18 protein-coding genes are annotated in these 19572 nt (G+C 70.9%); 11 read left to right on the top strand and 7 right to left on the bottom strand.

Features of this window, described 5'->3' with window-relative positions:
• Window positions 1–982: 982 nt before the first annotated feature.
• A complete protein-coding gene (locus HCK04_RS33000) occupies window positions 983–1528 on the top strand; it encodes an HNH endonuclease signature motif containing protein (protein WP_168066471.1) in 546 nt (181 codons plus the stop codon).
• Window positions 1529–2012: 484 nt separating this feature from the next.
• Window positions 2013–3569: an FAD-dependent oxidoreductase gene (locus tag HCK04_RS32995; protein ID WP_142651282.1), complete on the top strand. Its 1557-nt coding sequence runs from the start codon at window positions 2013–2015 to the stop codon at window positions 3567–3569.
• 45 nt (window positions 3570–3614) lie between these two features.
• On the opposite strand, the gene HCK04_RS32990 is transcribed toward HCK04_RS32995, so the two are convergent.
• Both HCK04_RS32990 and HCK04_RS32985 read right to left on the bottom strand, forming a co-directional pair.
• Complete coding sequence (locus tag HCK04_RS32990; RefSeq protein ID WP_142651281.1) at window positions 3615–4679, bottom strand: MBL fold metallo-hydrolase; 1065 nt, start codon at window positions 4677–4679, stop codon at window positions 3615–3617.
• A 98-nt stretch (window positions 4680–4777) separates the two neighbouring features.
• Window positions 4778–5386 carry a helix-turn-helix domain-containing protein gene (locus HCK04_RS32985; protein ID WP_142651280.1) on the bottom strand — a complete coding sequence of 203 codons (609 nt, stop codon included), beginning with the start codon at window positions 5384–5386 and terminating at the stop codon, window positions 4778–4780.
• Between the two features lie 196 nt (window positions 5387–5582).
• Between HCK04_RS32985 and HCK04_RS32980 the strand changes: the two genes are divergently transcribed.
• Window positions 5583–8123, top strand: coding sequence for a glycoside hydrolase family 9 protein (locus tag HCK04_RS32980; protein WP_260617501.1), 2541 nt, complete (start codon window positions 5583–5585; stop codon window positions 8121–8123).
• 135 nt (window positions 8124–8258) lie between these two features.
• Here the strand turns inward: HCK04_RS32980 and HCK04_RS32975 are convergent, their stop codons facing one another.
• The 3 genes from HCK04_RS32975 to HCK04_RS32965 are packed head-to-tail and all read right to left on the bottom strand — an operon-like array spanning window position 8259 to window position 9945.
• Window positions 8259–8615, bottom strand: coding sequence for a DUF2283 domain-containing protein (locus HCK04_RS32975; RefSeq protein ID WP_142651278.1), 357 nt, complete (start codon window positions 8613–8615; stop codon window positions 8259–8261).
• 18 nt (window positions 8616–8633) lie between these two features.
• Complete coding sequence (locus HCK04_RS32970; protein ID WP_142651277.1) at window positions 8634–9605, bottom strand: DUF4258 domain-containing protein; 972 nt, start codon at window positions 9603–9605, stop codon at window positions 8634–8636.
• Between the two features lie 13 nt (window positions 9606–9618).
• On the bottom strand, window positions 9619–9945 hold the full coding sequence (locus HCK04_RS32965; protein ID WP_142651276.1) for a hypothetical protein: 327 nt from the start codon (window positions 9943–9945) through the stop codon (window positions 9619–9621).
• Window positions 9946–10024: 79 nt separating this feature from the next.
• Between HCK04_RS32965 and HCK04_RS32960 the strand changes: the two genes are divergently transcribed.
• Window positions 10025–10414, top strand: a complete 390-nt coding sequence (locus HCK04_RS32960; RefSeq protein WP_142651275.1) for a YbaB/EbfC family nucleoid-associated protein — start codon at window positions 10025–10027, stop codon at window positions 10412–10414.
• Window positions 10415–10455: 41 nt separating this feature from the next.
• Window positions 10456–10821, top strand: a complete 366-nt coding sequence (locus HCK04_RS32955) for a YbaB/EbfC family nucleoid-associated protein (RefSeq protein ID WP_142651274.1) — start codon at window positions 10456–10458, stop codon at window positions 10819–10821.
• A gap of 19 nt (window positions 10822–10840) precedes the next feature.
• Here the strand turns inward: HCK04_RS32955 and HCK04_RS32950 are convergent, their stop codons facing one another.
• Both HCK04_RS32950 and HCK04_RS32945 read right to left on the bottom strand, forming a co-directional pair.
• Complete coding sequence (locus tag HCK04_RS32950; protein WP_142651273.1) at window positions 10841–11551, bottom strand: type 1 glutamine amidotransferase; 711 nt, start codon at window positions 11549–11551, stop codon at window positions 10841–10843.
• A gap of 46 nt (window positions 11552–11597) precedes the next feature.
• Window positions 11598–12356: an SDR family oxidoreductase gene (locus HCK04_RS32945; RefSeq protein WP_142651272.1), complete on the bottom strand. Its 759-nt coding sequence runs from the start codon at window positions 12354–12356 to the stop codon at window positions 11598–11600.
• Window positions 12357–12425: 69 nt separating this feature from the next.
• Between HCK04_RS32945 and HCK04_RS32940 the strand changes: the two genes are divergently transcribed.
• The 6 genes from HCK04_RS32940 (at window position 12426) to HCK04_RS32915 (ending at window position 19562) form a co-directional block, all read left to right on the top strand.
• Complete coding sequence (locus tag HCK04_RS32940; protein WP_142651271.1) at window positions 12426–13001, top strand: TetR/AcrR family transcriptional regulator; 576 nt, start codon at window positions 12426–12428, stop codon at window positions 12999–13001.
• 10 nt (window positions 13002–13011) lie between these two features.
• Window positions 13012–13653, top strand: coding sequence for a phenylalanine--tRNA ligase beta subunit-related protein (locus HCK04_RS32935; RefSeq protein WP_142651270.1), 642 nt, complete (start codon window positions 13012–13014; stop codon window positions 13651–13653).
• Window positions 13654–13849: 196 nt separating this feature from the next.
• Window positions 13850–17545 carry a multifunctional oxoglutarate decarboxylase/oxoglutarate dehydrogenase thiamine pyrophosphate-binding subunit/dihydrolipoyllysine-residue succinyltransferase subunit gene (locus HCK04_RS32930; RefSeq protein WP_142651269.1) on the top strand — a complete coding sequence of 1232 codons (3696 nt, stop codon included), beginning with the start codon at window positions 13850–13852 and terminating at the stop codon, window positions 17543–17545.
• Window positions 17546–17638: 93 nt separating this feature from the next.
• On the top strand, window positions 17639–17812 hold the full coding sequence (locus HCK04_RS32925; protein ID WP_167530605.1) for a DUF6104 family protein: 174 nt from the start codon (window positions 17639–17641) through the stop codon (window positions 17810–17812).
• Between the two features lie 144 nt (window positions 17813–17956).
• Window positions 17957–18778 carry a DUF4097 family beta strand repeat-containing protein gene (locus tag HCK04_RS32920; protein ID WP_142651268.1) on the top strand — a complete coding sequence of 274 codons (822 nt, stop codon included), beginning with the start codon at window positions 17957–17959 and terminating at the stop codon, window positions 18776–18778.
• 64 nt (window positions 18779–18842) lie between these two features.
• On the top strand, window positions 18843–19562 hold the full coding sequence (locus HCK04_RS32915) for a PadR family transcriptional regulator (protein ID WP_142651267.1): 720 nt from the start codon (window positions 18843–18845) through the stop codon (window positions 19560–19562).
• Window positions 19563–19572 lie beyond the last annotated feature (10 nt).

The following is a 19572-nucleotide window of genomic DNA, read 5'->3' as shown; positions in this document are numbered from 1 at the left end:
GGGTGCTGCGGTTGGCGCCGACCACCCCGCTGCCGACGGCACCGGCGACCGTGCTCCTGGCGAGGCCGGGGCAGATGCCGGTGCGGAGAGCGCCGAAAACACCGCCGCCCCTGCGCCCGCCAAGGCCGCGAGCACCGGCAGCCCAAGCGATGGAGCCGCCGCCGACGCCTGCGATATCGCGGAGGCCGACGCCAGTGGTGTGGGCATGGCCGAGACCGACCTCGCCGCCGCCTCCGCCACCGCCACCGATCCCGCCTCTGCCTCTGCCCGTGGCTCCCGCGATGCCGCGCCCGGACATAGCGATGAGGAGTCTTGCGGCTGTGGAGTCGGCGGGCGCGGGACCGGTGAGCGGCGGCCCGGCGAGTGTGAGCTGCGCAGCACCGCACGCACCGCTTGCGCCGAGGGCGACCACACCATGAACGCCGACTCCGCCGAGGACGACGACACCGCGAACACCAGCTCTGCCGAGAGCGACGAGACCGCGCCCGCCAAGGGCGATGGCAGCGATCGCGGCGCGGCCCGGTCCGGAGCAACCCACGCCCGGCGGGGCACGCCAGCATGGCCTGCCCACGGCGGCGGGCATTGGCACACAGCGCCTTCGAACACAGCGCCTTCGAACACAGCGCCTTCGGGCGCGACGGCTTCGGACGCGCCGCCATCGCAGGCAGCGCCCTCGGAGGCAGCGCCCTCGGAGGCGGCGTCTTCGGAGGCGACGCGGCCGGATCCTCCTCCCGAGGATGTCTCCGCACGTCACACCCACGCCGGGCCTCGGCCTGCGGGGGACTGCCGGCATGGCCACAGCATGTGCCGGTGCGACGGCGAGGCGCGCTGCTGCTGCGCGACCGGGACAACGGGAACGTCGGGGACACCGGGAGCCGGGCGTGGGACGCCGGGGACGGCGCAAGCAGCGTCGCAGAGTGCGTCACCGGGAGCAGCTCCCGGGGCGTCACCCGGAGCAGCGCCAGGTGCGTCGGCAGGCACGATGCCCGGGGCATTCTTGGGTGCGTCGCTGGGAGCGTCGGCGGGCACGCTGCCCGGGGCGTTCTTGGGTGCGTCGCTGGGAGCGTCGGCAAGCACGCTGCTGGGGGCGTCTCTGGGAGGGGCGTTGGGGATGGTGCCGCCGGGGTTGCTGCTGGCGACCGGGCAGGTGCTGCCCGTCTCCAGCGTGCACCGGCTCGCCCGCACCTCAACCCTGGTCCGGATCGTCATGAACGCCGACGGGCAAGTCCTCGACATGGGCCGCAAAGTCCGCCTGGCCACCCCCGCCCAACGCCGGGCCATCTACGCCCGCTATGACACCTGCTGGATCGACGGCTGCCCGCTCCCGGCGACCATGTGCCAGATCGACCACGCCGACAACTGGAGCACCGGCGGCCTCACGGACCTGAAGCTGCTGGGACCGGCCTGCCAGTTCCACAACCGCGACCGCTACCAGCACCCCGACCGCTACACCCGCCGCAACGTAGGCGAAGACCGCTGGGCCTTCACCTACCACCGCCTCGGAAGAACCCGACGACTACACGAGTAAGACGCGGGGCACACAGGGAGCGCGACGCGGCACCGAGCGACGCACAGGCAGGCCCGAGCGACGCACAGACAGGCCCAGCGGCTGCGCGAGTGAGGCGAGAGGCACAGAGGGCAACGCACAGGGCAGGCCCAGGCTGACGCGCGGACAGACGTCGAGCTCCCCCAGGCAGGTCTTGACGCTCTTGACGGCTCTGGTCACCGCCTCGCGGGGCCGTGGCCCGCCGTTCCGACGCGCGGATCTGACCGCTCTGGGCCGCCGCGACGCGGGTCTCACGGGGGCCGCCCAAGGGCGCAAGTGTCCAGAATCCAGTGCAACATGCATGCAACTTTCTGACCGACCCACCCTTCAATAGATGCTGCTTACAGCCTACTTTGCCGACTCACGATTGACGAGTGATCGCAGGCATGCCTACGATGTGTGCGTTTTACACATAATTTCGATGGACGGCCGAGCCGTCCCGAGGCATGCGAAAGAGGAGCCGGACATGACCGACACCGACGTCGAGGTGATCATCAGCGGAGCCGGGGCGGCCGGGGAGACCCTCGCGATCGACCTGGCCCGCCGGGGCGTGAGCTTCCTGCTGATCGACAAGGCCGCCCGCCCGTTCGCGGGGTCACGTGGCAAGGGCATCCAGCCGCGTACCCAGGAGGTGTTCGAGGACCTCGGTGTGATCGACAAGATCGTCGCCTCCGGCGGCGAATATCCGCCCCAGCGCCTCTACACCGCCGACGGCCCGATCGACAGGGCGATGACCGACATGACCGGCCCGACTCCGTACGAGCCCTATCGGATGGCGCTGCTGGTCCCGCAGTTCCTCACCGAGCGCAGGCTGCGCGAGCGGCTGGCCGAGCTCGGCCACGCCCCGCACTACGACCACGAGCTGGTCGGCTTCGACCAGGACGACGACGGCGTGAACGCCCGCATCCTCACTCCGGCCGGTATGCGCACCGTGCGCGCCCGCTATCTGGTGGGCGCCGACGGTGGGTCGAGCTTCGTACGCAAGGCCCTGGGAGTGGCCTTCGACGGCGCCACTCTCGGGGTGCGCGCCCTGGTGGCCGATGTGGTCGTCGAAGGGCTCTCGTTCGACGCGTGGCACCGCTGGGGGCGGGGAGCAGACGACCAGCTCATGCTGTGCCCGCTCTACGGCACCGAGATGTTCCAGCTCCAGGCGCCGATCCCCTTCGACGTGGACGTCGACCTGTCCGCGCACGGCCTGACCGAGCTGGTGCGCGAGCGCACCGGCCGCGACGACGTGATGATCCGCTCGGTCCCGTGGGCCTCGGCGTACGAGATGAACGCCCGCCTGGCGGGGACCTACCAGGCCGGACGCGTGTTCCTGACCGGAGACGCGGCGCACGTCCACCCGCCGACCGGCGGGCAGGGGCTCAACACCAGCGTGCAGGACGCCTACAACCTGGGCTGGAAGCTCGCCGCCGTGCTCGACGGCGCCCCAGAGCGGCTGCTGGCGTCGTACGAGAAGGAGCGCCGCCCGGTCGCGGAGGCGGTGCTCGGCCTGTCGACACGGCTGCTCGACGCGGCCAAGCAGGGCGACATCAACCGCAAGCGGGACGTCTCCCAGCTCGACCTCGGCTACCCCGGCTCGCCGCTCACTCTCACCGACCCCCTGCGAAGCGCGGGCGTGCTCGCCGGCCACCGCGCCCCCGACGCGCCCGTCACCGGTGCCGGAGGCCTGCCCACGCGCCTGTTCTCGCTCTTCCGGGGCACCCACTGGACGCTGATCGGCTACGACGTGCCCGCGGGCGACGCCCCCGCCGCCCGGCGCGGTGTGCACGTGCACACCATCGGCGAACGCGGCGACATCGCGGACACCGGCCACCACGTGCGCGACGGTTACGGACTCGTCTCCGGGGAGTGGGTCCTGGTGCGCCCCGACGGCTACGTCGCCGCCGTGACCGCCGATCTGGACGTCGTCGACGCCTACCTCGAAACCCACCTGAACGTCACCGCGGCCGCACTCCCCCGGCAGGACGCGGTCTCCGCCGGAAACGACGTGGTCTCCGCCGGAAACACGACGTCGTGATGAGCGGCGGTCCCCCGGCGGCCGGTATGGCCGCGAGCGGCCCGGTCAGGCGGACGGCGCGTACCAGAGGTCGGGCTCGCCCGGCACTCGGGTGACCATGTCCCGCTGCTCCAGCCACACCAGGTGGGCGAGCGTCTCGTTGTTGGCCGCCCGCCGCATGTGCGCGGGGATCTCCTCCCAGCCGCGCGACCAGGTGAGCCGGGTGGCGATGTCCCAGCAGGTGGAGCCGTCGCCGTCGGCCACGACGCGCTGCACCTCCGCCAGCCGCTCCTCGTGGTGCCCGATCACGTAGTCCACCCGCTTGGCCAGCTCAAGGAAGCGGTATTCGTGGGCGGGCAGCACCTCCTCGACATCGAGCTTGCCCACCGCCCGCAGCGCGTCGAGATAGTCGGCGAGCGGGTTGGCCGCCGACTGGGGATGCACGGCGACCATCGACGTGATCCGGGCGAGCACGTGGTCGCCGGAGAACAGCAGCCTGCGCTCCGGCTCCACGAAGCACAGGTGACCGGGCGAGTGGCCGGGGGTCCACATCGCCCGCAGGTCCCAGCCCGGCAGGTCGAGCCGGTCGCCGTCCTCGATGAGCCGGTCGGGCGTCGCCATCGTGACGAACTGCCGCAGCATGACCGACGCCCCGGCGAGCTCCTGCGCCGTCATGTCCGGAACTCCGCACCTGACCAGCAGGGACCGCTCCCGCTGCACGAGCGAGTCGATCGCCGATTCGTCATAGCGGTCGTGCACGATGCGGGCGTCGGCCGGGTGGAGCCCGATCCAGGCGCCGGACGCCTCCCGGATCCGCCCGGCCAGGCCGTAGTGGTCCGGATGGATGTGGGTGACCAGCACGGCCTTCACGTCCGTGATCTCATATCCGGCCGTGGCGAGCCCCGCGACGAGCGCGCCGTACGCCTCCTCGGTGTTCCATCCGGCGTCGATGATCACGACCCCGTCCGGGACCTCCAGGGCGTAGACGAGGACGTAGCGCAGCGGGTTGATGGGGATCGGGACGGGAATCGACCACAGCCCCGGCCGCACCCGCTCGACCTCGGGCAGGCTCCCGCCCAGCCACGCCGCGCGCTGCGCCTCGTTCGCCGCGGTCACGATCACCTTGCTCATCGGCTCCCCGCCCCTTTCGCAGCCCTGACGCTTGATTGTGCCGTGTAACCGAATTTCGTTCTACAGGGGGTGCCTTCAGGGGGCGGGGCCGGTTGATGTCAGGCCGCCGGGTCCCGGCGCGGATGGGCCGCCAGCAACACCGCGACCGGACGCGCGTCCGGGTCGTCCCGATCCCGCTCGGCGGCCTCGAGGAGCATGGCCGACACCCGTTCGTAGAGGGACGCCACCGTCGCCGGCGACAGCCGTACGACCAGGTCGGACATCCCGGCGGCCTCGACCCACGCCTCGCTCCACAGGTCGCGCTCGCGCTCGAAGCTCTCGACGTCGGCAGTGAGCTTTTCGAGCTGACGCCACCGCAGGACCGCCGCGGCCTCCCTGCCCTCGGCCGGCGAAGCCGTCGCAGGCGTCGCGGGCGTCGCAGCCGTCGCGGCCGTCTCCACGTCGCTCCATGAGGTGAAGCGGTGGATCGCCCGCCATCGGCGCTCACGCCGGTCGCGCCGGTCGGGATCGGCCTCCACGAAGCCATACCTGGCGAGCTGGCGCAGGTGATAGCTGGTCGCGCCGGAGCTCTCGCCGAGGCGCCCGGCCAGCTCGGTCGCGGTCGCCGGGCCGTTCGTACGCAGTTCCCCCAGCAGCCGCACCCGCAACGGGTGGGCGACGGCCTTCAGCGCACGGGGATCGTCGACATGGAAGACCTCGTGGTCCATGCCGGCCGACGCTACTCTTCGCAAAGGAATCTTTGCAAAAAGCCCTTTGCGGAAATGTAAGTTTCAGTCACACCCCCTCGCAATGGCCGGTCAGGCGCGTCCCACCGCCCGCATCGTTGACGCCCGCGGAAAGCCGAAGGAAGCATGCGAGTCGCTTCCGACTTTGGGAGCGCTCCCACTCTCCCCGAGGACCACAGTGCTCAGACGAATCGGCATTCTCGCCGTGGCGGCGCTGGCCACGGCCTGCCTGACAGGCGCACCTCCCGCCACGGCGGAGGAGGGCCCGGAACAGATCCCCAACGGCACGTTCGACACCACCACAGACCCGTGGTGGCACACGGCGAACCTCGACTTCGAGCTGACCGACGGCCGTCTCTGCTCCGACGTCCCCGCGGGCACGATCAACCCCTGGGACGCGATCATCGGCGTCAACGACATCCCGCTGGTGAAGGACGAGACCTACGCGTTCAGTTTCTTCGCCACCGCGGACCCCGGGAAGGTCGCCAGGGCGTACGTCCAGCTCCCGACCGACCCCTACACGCAGTATGTGTCGGCCGCTCCCGAGCTGAGCGTCTCGGGCAACACCTACAGCTACACGTTCACCTCGCCGGTCGACCTGCCCAACGCGCAGGTCGTCTTCCAGCTCGGCGGCAGCGCGACGGCATGGCGGTTCTGCGTTGACAACGTCTCCCTCAAGGGCGGGGCGCCGCCAGAGGTCTACACGCCCGACACCGGCCCCCGGGTCCGCGTGAACCAGGTGGCCTACCTGCCCAAGGGCCCCAAGAACGCCACCGTGGTCACCGACGCCACCGAGGCGCTGCCCTGGCAGCTCAAGAACTCCGCCGGCACCGTGGTCGCGCACGGCACGACCACCCCGCGCGGCGTCGACTCCAGCTCCGGGCAGAACGTCCACACGATCGACTTCAGCACGTACACGAAGGCCGGGACCGGCTACACGCTGACCGCCGACGGCGAGACCAGCCGGCCGTTCGACATCAAGCCCGACGCGTACGCCGACCTCAAGCTCGACGCGTTGAAGTTCTACTACACCCAGCGCAGCGGGATCGCGATCGACGACGCCCTGCGTCCCGGCTACGGCCGTCCCGCCGGGCACGTGGGCGTCGCCCCCAACCAGGGCGACACGAACGTCCCCTGCCAGCCGGGGGTCTGCGACTACTCGCTCGACGTGTCCGGCGGCTGGTATGACGCGGGCGACCACGGCAAGTACGTCGTCAACGGTGGCATCTCGGTCGCGCAGCTCATGAGCGAGTTCGAGCGGACCAAGAACGCCGCGACCGCCAAGCCGATCGGCAGCCTGAACATCCCCGAGAGCGGCGACGACGTCCCCGACGTGCTCGACGAGGCCCGCTGGGAGCAGGAGTTCCTGCTGAAGATGCAGCGGCCCGACGGCATGGTCCACCACAAGATCCACGACGAGAACTGGACCGGCCTGCCGCTGCTGCCGCACCTGGACGCGCAGAAGCGGGAGCTGCACCCGGTCTCCACGGCCGCCACGCTCAACCTCGCCGCGACGGCCGCCCAGGCGGCGCGGATCTTCGCGCCGTACGACGCCGAGTTCGCCGCGAAGAACCTCACGGCGGCGAAGAAGGCGTGGACGGCGGCCAAGGCGCACCCGAACCTGCTCGCCTCCCCCTCCGACGGCGTCGGCGGCGGCACCTACGACGACGCGAACGTCAGCGACGAGTTCTACTGGGCGGCCGCCGAGCTCTACATCACCACCGGTGAGAAGGAGTACAAGGACTACGTCCTCGCCTCGCCGCTCCACACGGCCGACATCTGGAAGACGGGCGCCATGGACTGGGGCAACGTCGCCGCGCTCGGCCGCCTCGACCTGGCGACCGTGCCCAACGATCTGCCCGGCCGCGACGAGGTGCGCGCCTCCGTGGTGGCCGGCGCGGACAAGTACCTCGCCATACTGAAGGCCCACCCGTACGGCCTGCCGTACGACACGACGAACTACGACTGGGGATCGAACAGCATCGTCGTCAACAACCTGGTGGTCATCGCCACGGCCTATGACCTCACCGGCGACGTGAAGTACCGCGACGGCGTGCTGGAGGGCATCGACTACATCTTCGGCCGCAACGCGCTCAACCAGTCGTACGTGACCGGTTACGGCGAGGTGGCGTCGAAGAACCAGCACACCAGGTGGTACGCCCACTCCCTGGACACCTCGCTGCCGAACCCGCCACGCGGCACGCTCGCGGGCGGCCCCAACTCCGCCATCCAGGACCCGGTGGCCCAGGCGAAGCTCACGGGCTGCGTGGCGCAGTTCTGCTACATCGACGACATCGGCTCCTGGGCGACCAACGAGCTGACGATCAACTGGAACGCGCCGCTGTCGTGGATCTCGGCGTTCATCGCCGACCAGGGCGACGGCGCGGTCAAGGCCCCGGCCGGGTGCAAGGTCACCTACACCACGCACGGCTCGTGGCCGACGGGCTTCACCACCCAGCTCACGATCAAGAACACCGGCACGAAGGCGATCGAGGGCTGGTCGCTGAAGTGGTCGTTCCTGGGCGGTCAGACGATCGACATCGGCTGGAACGCCAAGTTCTCCCAGAAGGCGGCGACGGTGACCGCCTCGAACGAGTCGTACAACAAGACCATCAACCCGGGCCAGTCGATCACCTTCGGTTTCAACGGCAAGGCCGCGCCGGAGGCCAACCCCACGCCCGACCTGTTCACGCTGAACGGCGCCGCCTGCTCCGCCTGACGGCCCGCCGCCTCTGAAGACCCCGGCCGCCGCCTCAGCAGAGGCGGCGGCCGGTTCCACGTCGTCGGCAGGCCCATCACAAAAGAACTCAGCACAAAAGAACTCAGCGCAAAGAGAATTCAGCGCAAAGAGAATTCAGCGCAGGTGCGGCTCGTAGGGCGGCAGGCTGGAACCGCCCGGCCCGCCCCCGTCCCCGCCGTCGTCCCCGCCGTCTCCTTCGCCTGCCTGGTCGCCTGCCTGGTCGCCTGCCTGGTCGCCGGCATCATCGCCGGCATCGTCGTCGGCCAGGGCGAGGACCTCCGGCCGCAGGACGCGCGACGCGCCGAGCACCTCGATGCCCAGCAGCCGCCCCTCCCGGTCCAGGTCCAGCACGATCTCCCCGCGCAGGTCGTCGTCCTCGACCTCGATCTGGGTGACCGCCTCTCCCTCACCGATCTCGTCGACCAGGTAGATGTAGGCGACGTTGTTCTCCCTGTCGTGCTCGATTCGCACGTCAGACTCCCCCGCCCACTAGTTCCTTCTTTTCTTCTTGCGGATGACAGTGATCACGTTATCGGTCTTGTCGTTCACGACGACCTTCAGCTTGTCCGTCTCATAGACGGAGGTGCCGGGTTCGTGGCCACGGCTCCTCCGGCCGTTCGCCTTGACGTCGTCGATCATGTCGTCGCTGAAACCACGCTGGCTCTGGCGCTGCTCGCTGTGGGAGGTCCGGCCGTCGTCCCTGGCACTGGCGCCACCCCCGCCACCGCTACGGCGTCCGCCCCCGCCGCGGCGCCCGTTGCCGCCGCTCCTGGCGTTCTTGTTGCTGCGCCCCATGAGCGCCAGGCCGTCCTGCGGGGACCGGCCGGCCGCCGCGCGGGGACCCACCGTCCCCCGGGCCGGGATGCGGTGACCCGCGCCGGCGAACGCGGGGACCGGCCCTCCTCCGCCCGGGCGGCGCAGGCCTTCGAGGATCCGGCGGAACTGCTCGGTGACCCGGCGGTCGAGCGCGGGGGCCAGCACCCGTCCGGCGCCCTCGGCGCCCTCCCGCTGGATCTTCCCGATGGCGGCGCGGGAGCGGAACATCTCCGCCGCGGCCAGTGCCGCGCCGAGCGGGCCACCGGACAGGTACGCCCTGGCCACCCGTACGGTCGTGTAGACGGCGGTCGAGGCCACCGCGACCTTCACGCCGGTCGTCAGCCAGGCGGTGTTGTCGAGCACGGCAGGGGCCAGCCGCGCGGCGGCGGCCGCCCGGCTCAGGTGCCCGCCCTCGCCGCCCGTCTCGTTCCAGTAGCCGGCCAGCGCGTTCGCCGACCTGCCGCGATAGACCTCACCCGTCCCCGCGATCGTGGCGTTCGCCGCCGCACCGGACCGGTCGGTGCCCGCGAGCACGGTCCGCCAGGCGTCTGCGTCCTTGCGGATCTCGTCCTCGTCGACGTTCGGCCAGGGCATGCCGAGCATGCTCAGCATCACGTCCACCTGCGGAGGAACCGTCACACCCATCGCGGGGCCCCCGTCACGCCCACTGCTCGCCGTACAGGTCGCGGGACCGCGTCAGGCTCGCGTCCTCGGCCTCGCCGACGCGGGCGCTCACCCTGCCCAGCCCGTCGCCGGTGTCGGCCATCGCCGCGGACAGACCGGTCAGCGCCTCCACCCCCAGAAGCGTGCACTCGGCGTACGGCCCGGTCAGCATGCCGAGCAGGCCGTCGTCCTGCCAGGCCGCGCCCCCGAGCCCGCGTTCCCTGAGCCGGCGCAGCGCGGCGGCGTAGTCCTCACCGTGCACCCGCATCCGGGAGGCGTCCTGCCTCATCCGGTCGTGGATGATCTCCAGTCCCGACTCCATGCCGCAGGCTCAACTCCCCCACTTCCCGTCGCGTACAGATCCCAGTAAACACCGATCTACCATTCGATAACCTTTTTTCATGACGACCCCCTCCCCCGACGGCGACGCCGAGCTGCTGGAGCGCGTGTTGCTGGAGGGCCGGGCGATGATGCGGCGGCTGCAGGACGCGCGGGCCCTGGTCCGCGACGTGACGGGACGGGCGGAAAACCCCGACCGCACGATGAGAGCGGTGGCCGACGGCCGGGGCGACATCGTGGAGCTGCACTTCGACCCCCGCGTCCTGCGGCTCGACCGCGAGGCGCTCGGCCGGCAGGTGACGGCCGTGCTGCGCGCGGCCCAGTGGGACGCCGAGGCCAGGACCAGGCAGATCATGGATGCCGCCCTCGCGGAGACCGCGGACGTCCCCGCGCCCCTGGACGACGGCTTCGTCCGCGACCGTGTGGAGCGGATCGCCCGCGACCTGCTGTGACCCTTCACGACCCGACTGGAGGCGCCGTGTACGGCTCTCGCATGAACCCGGCCGACATCCGCGAGGAGGATCTCGCCCGGGCCGAGGAGCAGGCGGAGCGCGTCCACGCCTGGGCAGAGCGGGCCCGGGCCGACCTCGAAGAGATCACCGGCACGGGCGAGGCGGCCTCCGGCCAGGTGACGGCCACCGTGTCGGCGGAGGGCATGGTGCTGGACGTGACGTTCGGGCCGCGCGCTATGCGCCTGGACAGCCGGACGCTGGCGGAGGAGGTCCGCGCCGCCGTCTCCCGGGCGCGGCTCGACGCCGCGCGCCGGACCCGGGAGCTGATCCGCGACGGCCTGCCCGGGTTCGACCCCGACGAGGCCGCCGCCCAGTTCGAACGGCTGCTCGACGTCCCCTGGGACTGACGCCCCGGAGACGATCCGCTCAGCCCCGCTCGACCACGGCGGCGAAGCGGGAGGCGACCTCGCCCCAGGCGGCCCGCGCGAGCGGGTCGTCGGTCACGGCGGCGGCGTACAGCTCGTCGATGTCCAGCCCCCGCCTGCGGGTGTGCTCGGCGTCCCACAGCCGGATGCGCTCGGGCCCGGCCTCGGGGTGGAACTGCACGCCCCAGGCACGCTCGCCCAGCCGGAACGCCTGGTAGGGGCAGCGTTCCGTCTCGGCGAGCCAGACCGCGCCCGGCGGCAGGGCCGTGACGGCGTCGATGTGGTTCTCGATCGCCGGGACGACCTGGGGCAGCCCGCCGAACACCACGTCGTCCGCCGCCTCGGCCCTCATGGCGATGGAGGTGCTGCCGTGCTCGGGCGCCCCGGCGTCCGCCTGGACCTTCCCGCCGCCGACCGAGGCCAGCATCTGCCCGCCCAGGCAGATGCCGAAGTAGGGCACCGACCGGGCGAGGGCCTGCTCGACGAGGGCGCGGGTGGCCGGCAGCCAGGGCGCCGTGTCGTCGTCGTCCGGCATGTAGCCGCCGCCGAGCACGAGCAGGCCGTCGTGCTCCAGCCGTGACGGCAGGGCGGAGCCGTCGAAGGCGGTGACCACGTCGACGGCGACCCCGGCGGCCTCCAGCCATTTCCCGAACCGCCCGGGACCCCCCTTCGCCCCGTTCTGTACGGCGAGCACACGCGGCGTTTCCGGCATGAGCCCGGACTCTACTCGCCCGGCCTCCTGCCCCCGGGCGGCGGGCTCACAGGTCGCTGCCGCCGGTGGCGTCGACCGTGGTGCCGGTGACCCAGCGGGCGTCTCCGGAGGCGAGGAACGCGACCACGTCGGCCATGTCGCGCGGTGTGCCGACGCGGCCCAGCGCCGCCCGGCCGGCCGACGCCGCCCAGGCCGCTTCGTCGCCGCGCAGCCAGTCCGCGTTGGTGTCGGTGTCGACGATCCCCGGCGCCACGTTGTTGACGGTGATCCCTCGCGGCCCGAGGTGCTTGGCCAGCGCCAGTGTGAAGGTCTCCAGCGCGCCCTTGGTCATCGCGTACGCGATCGCCTCGGGGAACGCGATCCTGGTCACTCCCGAGGTGACGGTCACGATCCGCCCGCCGTCGGGGATGCGCGGCAGCGCCCGCCGGGTGACGAAGAAGGCCGCCCGCGTGTTGACGGCGAACGCCCGGTCATAGAGCTCCGGCGTCACCTCCTCGATCGTTCCCCGCACGGTGATCCCCGTGTTGTTGACGAGGATGTCGATCGGCGCCCGCGGGCCCAGCTCCCGGTCCAGCCCGGCGAACAGCTCGTCCACGTCGCCCGGCGCGCCCAGCTCGGCCCTGACCGCGAAGGCCCGGCCGCCTCGGGCCTCGATCGCCGCCACCGTGTCCTTGGCCGCCGCCTCGTCCCTGGCGTAGTTCACCGCCACCAGCGCCCCGTCGGCCGCCAGCCGTTCGGCGATCCCGCGTCCGATTCCCCTGCTCGCGCCCGTGACCAGCGCCGTCCTGCCGTCGAGCGTGCCCATGCCCGTCTCCTTTCTTTAGCGACCGCTACAAAATAACACGACCTGTAGCGATCGCTATAAAATCAGCGCATGGGCAGGACGAGGGCGTTCGACCGGGACGTCGCGCTGGAGCGGGCGCTGGAGGAGTTCTGGCGGCATGGCTACGAGGCGACCTCGATCGCCGGCCTGACCGCGGTGATGGGGATCAACCCGCCGAGCCTCTACGCCGCCTTCGGGGACAAACGCCGGCTGTTCGGCGAGGCCGTGCGCCGTTACCAGGAGACCCACGGCGCGTTCGCCTCGCATGCCCTGGCGGGGGAGCCGACCGCGCGGGCCGCCGTCGAGCGCCTGCTGCGCGAGGCGGCGGAGGTCTACACCGACCAGGCCCACCCACCCGGCTGCATGATCATCTCGGCGGGAGTGAACACGAGCGACCCCGGCGTGGTCGAGGAGCTGCGGACGCACCGCGAGGCGAGCAAGGCGGCGATCCGCCGCCGGATCGAGCGGGACGTCGAGGCCGGCCTCCTCCCCCCGGAGACCGACGCCCCCGCGCTCGCGACGTTCTTCGCCGCCGTCATCCAGGGCATGTCCACCCAGGCCAGGGACGGCGCGAGCCGTGGCGACCTCGACGCGGTGGCGACGCTCGCCATGCGGGCGTGGCCGTAGGCTGTCGGGCGTGATCGACGACATCTGGGTGGACGACGCCGTCACGGCGCTACGTCCGGACTTCGCCGTCCTGGTGGTCTGCGCGTACGGCCTGCGCAACGGGCCCTCCGACGACCGGTCGCGGGCCTGGCTCGCCGACGCGGCGGCCCACGCCGTGCCGCTCACCGACGAGAGGATCGAGGCCTGGCGGACGGCCTACCGCGCCTTCGGCGCCAAGCCGCAGCGCACCCGGCCCTCGGTCGACGCGCTGGTCCGCCGGATGCCGCTACCCGAGATCAACCTCGTGGTGGACGCCTACAACAGCGTGTCCGTACGGCACGGCCTCCCGATCGGCGGCGAGGACCTGAGCCGCTACCAGGGCACGGCCCGGCTGGTGCGGGCCGCGGGCGACGAGCCCTCGGAAGAGGTGCTGGGCGACCCGGAGATCGGCGAGGTGGTGTGGCGCGACGACGCGGGCGTCACCTGCCGGCGCTGGAACTGGCGGCAGTGTGTCAGGACGAGGATCACCGAGGAGACGGTGGACGCGCTCTTCCTGCTGGAACGCCTCGAACCGCTCTCCCTCGAGGCGCTGCACGCCGCGGCCGACGACCTTGCCGGTATGCTGACCGATATAGCTCCCGATATCCAGATCAAGTCGCGGCTCATCGGCTGACCAGCCGCTGTGACCAGGGGGTAAGGGACACCTCACCACCCAGACGGGCTATCCGCGCGTGACCTGTTTTATCGATCCTGGGAGGATGGGCCGGGACCTACGACCCGCCGGGGCGCACGTCGGTGTGTGAGGCGAGTAGCCTTGGACAGGTTCACCAAACATCAACGCCGATCTGCGGAAGAGGGCGATTTCCGCCGTGTCGTCTGAGTCGTCGCGGTCAAACCCGCTGGCAAGCTTTGGACAAAATGAGTGGCTTGTCGACGAGTTGTACCAGAAGTATCTCGAAGATCCAGAGTCTGTTGATCAGGCCTGGTGGCACTTCTTCGCTGACTACAACGGGACGGCCAAGCCCGCTCCGTCCAAGTCCGCCGCCGTCGCGAACGGCGCGACGGCGACGGCAGCGCCCGAGGCTCCCGCTCCGGTGAGCCCGGCTCCGCAGACGGCGCCTCCGCAGCCCAAGCCGCAGGCGAAGCCGGCGGCCAAGGCCCCCGCAAAGGAGCAGGCCCCCGCCAAGCAGCCGGCCCCCGCCGGCGCGGTCGAGGAGAAGCTGCGCGGCGCCGCCGCGCGCACCGCCGCCAACATGGAGGCGTCGCTGGTCGTCCCCACGGCCACGAGCGTCCGCGCGGTCCCCGCCAAGCTCCTGATCGACAACCGCATCGTCATCAACAACCACCTGTCCCGCGGCCGTGGCGGCAAGATCTCCTTCACCCACGTCATCGGCTACGCGATCGTCCAGGCGCTCAAGTCGATGCCTGAGATGAACTACTCGTACGCCGAGGTGGACGGCAAGCCGGTCCTCGTCAAGCCCGAGCACGTCGGGCTCGGCCTCGCGATCGACGTCCAGAAGAGCGACGGCACCCGTCAGCTCCTGGTGCCCTCGATCAAGCAGGCCGAGACCATGGACTTCCGCCAGTTCTGGGTGGCGTACGAGGAGATCGTGCGCAAGGCCCGCGCGGGCAAGCTCGGTGTGGAGGACTTCCAGGGCACGACGATCTCCCTGACCAACCCCGGCACCATCGGCACGGTCCACTCGGTGCCGCGCCTGATGCCCGGCCAGGGCACGATCATCGGCGTCGGCGCGATGGAATACCCCGCCGAATACCAGGGCGCCTCGGCGGAGACGCTGTCCCGCCTCGCGATCAGCAAGGTGATGACGCTCACGTCCACCTACGACCACCGGATCATCCAGGGCGCCCAGTCGGGCGACTTCCTGCGCCGCATCCACCAGCTCCTGCTCGGCGCCGACGGCTTCTACGACGAGATCTTCCAGTCGCTGCGCATCCCCTACGAGCCGGTGCGCTGGGTCCAGGACATCTCGGCCACCCACGACGACGACGTCGCCAAGTCCGCGCGCGTGCTGGAGCTCATCCACGCCTACCGGGTCCGCGGCCACCTCATGGCCGACACCGACCCGCTGGAGTATCGCCAGCGCAAGCACCCCGACCTCGACATCCAGTCGCACGGCCTGACGCTGTGGGACCTGGAGCGCGAGTTCCCGACGGGCGGCTTCGGCGGCAAGCCGCTGATGAAGCTGCGCGACATCCTCGGCGTGCTGCGCGACTCGTACTGCCGCACGATCGGCATCGAGTACATGCACATCCAGAACCCCGAGGAGCGGGCCTGGATCCAGGCGCGGGTGGAGCGGCCGCATTCCAAGCCCAGCCGCGAGGAGCAGCTCAACATCCTGCGCAGGCTCAACACCGCCGAGGCGTTCGAGACCTTCCTGCAGACCAAGTACGTCGGCCAGAAGCGGTTCTCGCTCGAGGGCGGCGAGTCGCTGATCCCGCTGCTCGACTCGGTGATCAGCTACGCGGCGGCCGAGCACCTTGACGAGGTCGTCATCGGCATGGCCCACCGCGGCCGGCTCAACGTGCTCGCCAACATCGTGGGCAAGTCGTACGCCCAGATCTTCGGCGAGTTCGAGGGCAACATCGACCCCCGCAGCGCGCACGGCTCCGGCGACGTGAAGTACCACCTCGGCGCGAGCGGCGACTTCACGACGCCCGAGGGCAACACGATCAGCACGTCCGTGGTGGCGAACCCCTCGCACCTGGAGGCGGTCGACCCCGTCCTCGAAGGCGTGGTCCGGGCCAAGCAGGACCTGCTGGAGCGCGGCGAGGAGGGCTTCACCGTCCTGCCCGTGCTCGTCCACGGCGACGCGGCGTTCGCCGGCCAGGGCGTGGTCGCCGAGACCCTGCACCTGTCCCAGCTGCGCGGCTACCGCACCGGCGGCACCGTCCACATCGTGGTCAACAACCAGGTCGGCTTCACCACCTCCCCCGCGTCCTCGCGGTCGAGCGTGTACGCCACCGACGTCGCGCGCATGATCCAGGCGCCGATCTTCCACGTGAACGGCGACGACCCCGAGGCGGTCGTGCGGGTCGGCCGGCTCGCGTACGAGTACCGCCAGACGTTCCGCAAGGACGTCGTCATCGACATGGTCTGCTACCGGCGGCGTGGTCACAACGAGGGCGACAACCCGGCGTTCACGCAGCCGCTGATGTACGACCTCATCGACGCCAAGCGCTCGACCCGCAAGCTGTACACCGAGGCCCTCATCGGCCGCGGGGACATCACGGTCGAGGAGGCCGAGCAGGCCCTGCGCGACTACCAGGAGCAGCTTGAGCGGGCCTTCACCGAGACCCGCGAGGCCGTCAAGCATCCACCGGCGCCCGGTGCCGTCCGGGTCCCCGAGCCCGACGAGCTGATCCCGTGGTCGCACGAGGACACCAAGACGGCGATCTCGGAGGAGGTCGTCAAGCGGGTCATCGACACCCAGCTCAACCTGCCCGAGGGCTTCACCGTCCACCCGCGTCTCGCCCCGGTCATCCAGCGCCGCGGCACGATGGTCGCCGAGGACGCGATCGACTGGGCGACCGGTGAGCTGCTCGCGTTCGGCTCGCTGCTCATCGACGACCACCCGGTCCGCCTGGTCGGTCAGGACTCCCGCCGCGGCACCTTCGGCCAGCGTCACGCCGTGCTGGTCGACCGCGTCACCGGCGAGGAGCACACCCCGCTCAAGACGTTCAACCACGGCACCACGAAGTTCTACGTGTACGACTCGCTGCTCAGCGAGTTCGCCGCGATGGGCTTCGAGTACGGCTACAGCGTGGTCCGCCCGGACGCCCTGGTCGCCTGGGAGGCGCAGTTCGGCGACTTCGCCAACGGCGCCCAGTCGATCATCGACGAGTTCATCTCGTCGGGTGAGCAGAAGTGGGGTCAGCGCTCCTCGGTCGTGCTGCTGCTGCCGCACGGCTACGAGGGTCAGGGCCCGGACCACTCCTCCGCCCGCATCGAGCGCTACCTGCAGCTGTGCGCGCAGGACAACATGACGGTGGCGCAGCCGAGCACCCCGGCGAACTACTTCCACCTGCTGCGCTGGCAGGTGCTGTCGGAGCGGCGTAAGCCCCTGATCGTGTTCACGCCCAAGTCGCTGCTGCGGCTCAAGGCGGCGGCCTCGGCCACCTCGGAGTTCACCTCCGGCGCCTTCCGACCGGTCATCGGCGACTCGACGGTGGACCCGTCGGCGGTGCGCAAGATCGTGGTCTGCTCGGGCAGGATCTACTACGACCTGCTCGCGCGGCGCGAGAAGTCGGGCAGGAACGACGTGGCGCTGGTCCGCCTGGAGCGCCTCTACCCGTTCCCGGAGAACCCGCTCAAGGCCGAGCTGGCCCGCTACAGCGCGGACGCGGAGCTGCTCTGGGCGCAGGACGAGCCCGTCAACATGGGTCCGTGGCCCTACCTCAGCCTGAAGATCGTGGAGAAGCCCGACCTGCTCGGGGGCCGCACCTTCCGCCGGGTCTCGCGTACGCCGAACTCCTCGCCGGCCGTCGGCTCGCACGCCAAGCACGACGAGGAACTGCACGGCATCCTGGACGAGATCTTCGGCTGAGCGAGGATCCCGTACCACTGAGGAGGTCCCCCACGCCCGTGGGGGACCTCTCTCCATGATCAGACCATTCACTGGAGCTCACTGGAGCGAGGCATGTACTTCACCGACAGGGGGATCGAGGAGCTCGTCGAGCGTCGCGGCGAGGAGGAGGTCAGCGTCGGCTGGCTCGCGGAGCGGCTGCGCGAGTTCGTGGACCTCAACCCCGAGTTCGAGGTGCCCGTCGAGCGCCTGGCCACCTGGCTCGCACGCCTGGACGAGGACGACTGACAGGAGGCCACCAAGACCGGCTGGCCACGGAAACGCGATACATCTTGACTTTGCACAAACGCGATATATCGTGTTTGTGGATGGTTCGTCTGCGCGGAAGCCGACCCGTGCGGACGCAGGACTTCGCGTGGAAGGGCCTGAGCGATGCCCCAATGGACGATCGACTCTCCCGGACGGCTCACGTTCGGCGCGGTCACCGCGCTCAACGTGCGCATCATGGCCGGTCGGCTGGCGGTGCTGGCCAGTGACGGCCCGCCGGCCCTCGACGTGACGGAGGTGGACGGCGCGCCCCTGGTGGTGACGCACGACGATGACGGCCGCCTGACCGTCGCGTACAAGGACCTGACGTGGGACGGCGTCCTCGGGTTGTTACGCCCGGGCCCGCGCAGCACGACGCTGACGCTGACCGTGCCGAGGACGTGCCCCGTGCGGGCCGGGGTCGTCTCCGCCTCCGCCGTCGTGACGGGCATGGAGGGGAACACCGGGGTGAAGTCCGTGTCGGGCGACATCGTCCTCGACGGCGTCAGCGGCGAGGTGCACGCCGAGACGGTCTCGGGCTCGGTGGAGAGCCGGGGCCTGACCGGCGACCTGTCCTTCTCCAGCGTCTCCGGCGACCTCACCGTCGCCGCGGGCCGGCCGCGGCGGCTGCGCGCGAACACCGTGTCGGGCCGCGTCACCGCCGACCTCGAACTGGAGCCCACCGGTCACGTCACCGCGAACAGCATGTCGGGCTCGATCGTCGTACGGCTCCCGCACGACGTGGACGCCGACGTGTCCGTCCGCTCGACCTCCGGCAGGATCGAGTCGGCCTTCCCCGAGTTGCACGTCACCTCGGCCCCGGGCACCCGTTCGCTCAGCGGCCGGCTGGGCGGCGGTATGGCGTCCCTCTCGGCCATCACGGTGTCCGGCGCCGTCACCCTGCTCAGCGGCCAGCCCGCCGGCAGGCGAGAAGAGGAGAGAGCGTGAGCGAGCGAACGAGGCGGCACCGCACCGGGCGGCTGCCGCTCGGGGCCGAGAGCGAGGAGACGTCATGAGTCCCGTGTTCGGGCACGGCCGGCTGCGGCTGTACCTGCTGAAGCTGCTGGAGGAGAGCCCGCGGCACGGTTACGAGATCATCCGGCTGCTGCAGGACCGTTTCCTCGGCGTCTACTCCCCCTCCCCCGGCACGATCTATCCCCGGCTGGCCAGGCTGGAGGACGAGGGCCTGGTCACCCACGAGGTCGTGGACGGCAAGAAGGTCTTCACCCTCACCGACAAGGGGCGGGCCGAGATCAACGACCGGATGGACGAGCTGGCCGACCTGGAGCAGGAGATCACCGCCTCGGTCCAGGACATCGCGCGCGAGGTGAAGGAGGACGTGCGGCAGACCGTGCGGTCCCTGCGCGAGGAGCTCACCCAGATGGCCAGGGACATCGGCCACGACAACCGCGACCTGCGGCGTGAGCAGAAGGAGGAGTGGCGGCGGCAGCGCGACCACGCCAAGGAGGAGTGGCGTCGCCACAAGCGCCAGTGGAAGGAGGAGAGCGAGCGCTGGCAGCAGGAGTGGCGGCGGATCTGGGAGGAGTCCTGGGGATTCGGCGGCGGCCGCCAGGGCGACCACGACGCCGCGCTCAGCCGGATGCTGGCCGACTTCGTCGCCGACGTCCACCGCTCCTCCGACGGGGGCGTGCCCGGCGAACAGGCCCTCGCCGAGTGCCGGGCCGCCCTCGACGAGGCCGCCGAGCGCATCCGCCGGGCACTGCACCCCTGAGCGACGCGTA

The sequence above is a fragment of the Microbispora sp. CL1-1 genome (genome assembly GCF_012034195.1).
In the GTDB taxonomy this organism is placed as follows: domain Bacteria; phylum Actinomycetota; class Actinomycetes; order Streptosporangiales; family Streptosporangiaceae; genus Microbispora.
This window is presented reverse-complemented; position numbering and strand designations above follow the sequence as displayed.

Coding starts and splice junctions, on each gene's coding strand:
- HCK04_RS32925 (WP_167530605.1), top strand. CDS start 17,639: ATGTACTTCACCGACAGGGGGATCGAGGAGCTCGTCGAGCGTCGCGGC.
- HCK04_RS32970 (WP_142651277.1), bottom strand. CDS start 9,605: ATGGGTGTGACGGTTCCTCCGCAGGTGGACGTGATGCTGAGCATGCTC.
- HCK04_RS32950 (WP_142651273.1), bottom strand. CDS start 11,551: ATGCCGGAAACGCCGCGTGTGCTCGCCGTACAGAACGGGGCGAAGGGG.
- HCK04_RS32915 (WP_142651267.1), top strand. CDS start 18,843: ATGAGTCCCGTGTTCGGGCACGGCCGGCTGCGGCTGTACCTGCTGAAG.
- HCK04_RS32955 (WP_142651274.1), top strand. CDS start 10,456: ATGAACCCGGCCGACATCCGCGAGGAGGATCTCGCCCGGGCCGAGGAG.
- HCK04_RS32990 (WP_142651281.1), bottom strand. CDS start 4,679: ATGAGCAAGGTGATCGTGACCGCGGCGAACGAGGCGCAGCGCGCGGCG.
- HCK04_RS32995 (WP_142651282.1), top strand. CDS start 2,013: ATGACCGACACCGACGTCGAGGTGATCATCAGCGGAGCCGGGGCGGCC.
- HCK04_RS32920 (WP_142651268.1), top strand. CDS start 17,957: ATGCCCCAATGGACGATCGACTCTCCCGGACGGCTCACGTTCGGCGCG.
- HCK04_RS32985 (WP_142651280.1), bottom strand. CDS start 5,386: ATGGACCACGAGGTCTTCCATGTCGACGATCCCCGTGCGCTGAAGGCC.
- HCK04_RS33000 (WP_168066471.1), top strand. CDS start 983: ATGCCCGGGGCATTCTTGGGTGCGTCGCTGGGAGCGTCGGCGGGCACG.
- HCK04_RS32960 (WP_142651275.1), top strand. CDS start 10,025: ATGACGACCCCCTCCCCCGACGGCGACGCCGAGCTGCTGGAGCGCGTG.
- HCK04_RS32965 (WP_142651276.1), bottom strand. CDS start 9,945: ATGGAGTCGGGACTGGAGATCATCCACGACCGGATGAGGCAGGACGCC.
- HCK04_RS32940 (WP_142651271.1), top strand. CDS start 12,426: ATGGGCAGGACGAGGGCGTTCGACCGGGACGTCGCGCTGGAGCGGGCG.
- HCK04_RS32945 (WP_142651272.1), bottom strand. CDS start 12,356: ATGGGCACGCTCGACGGCAGGACGGCGCTGGTCACGGGCGCGAGCAGG.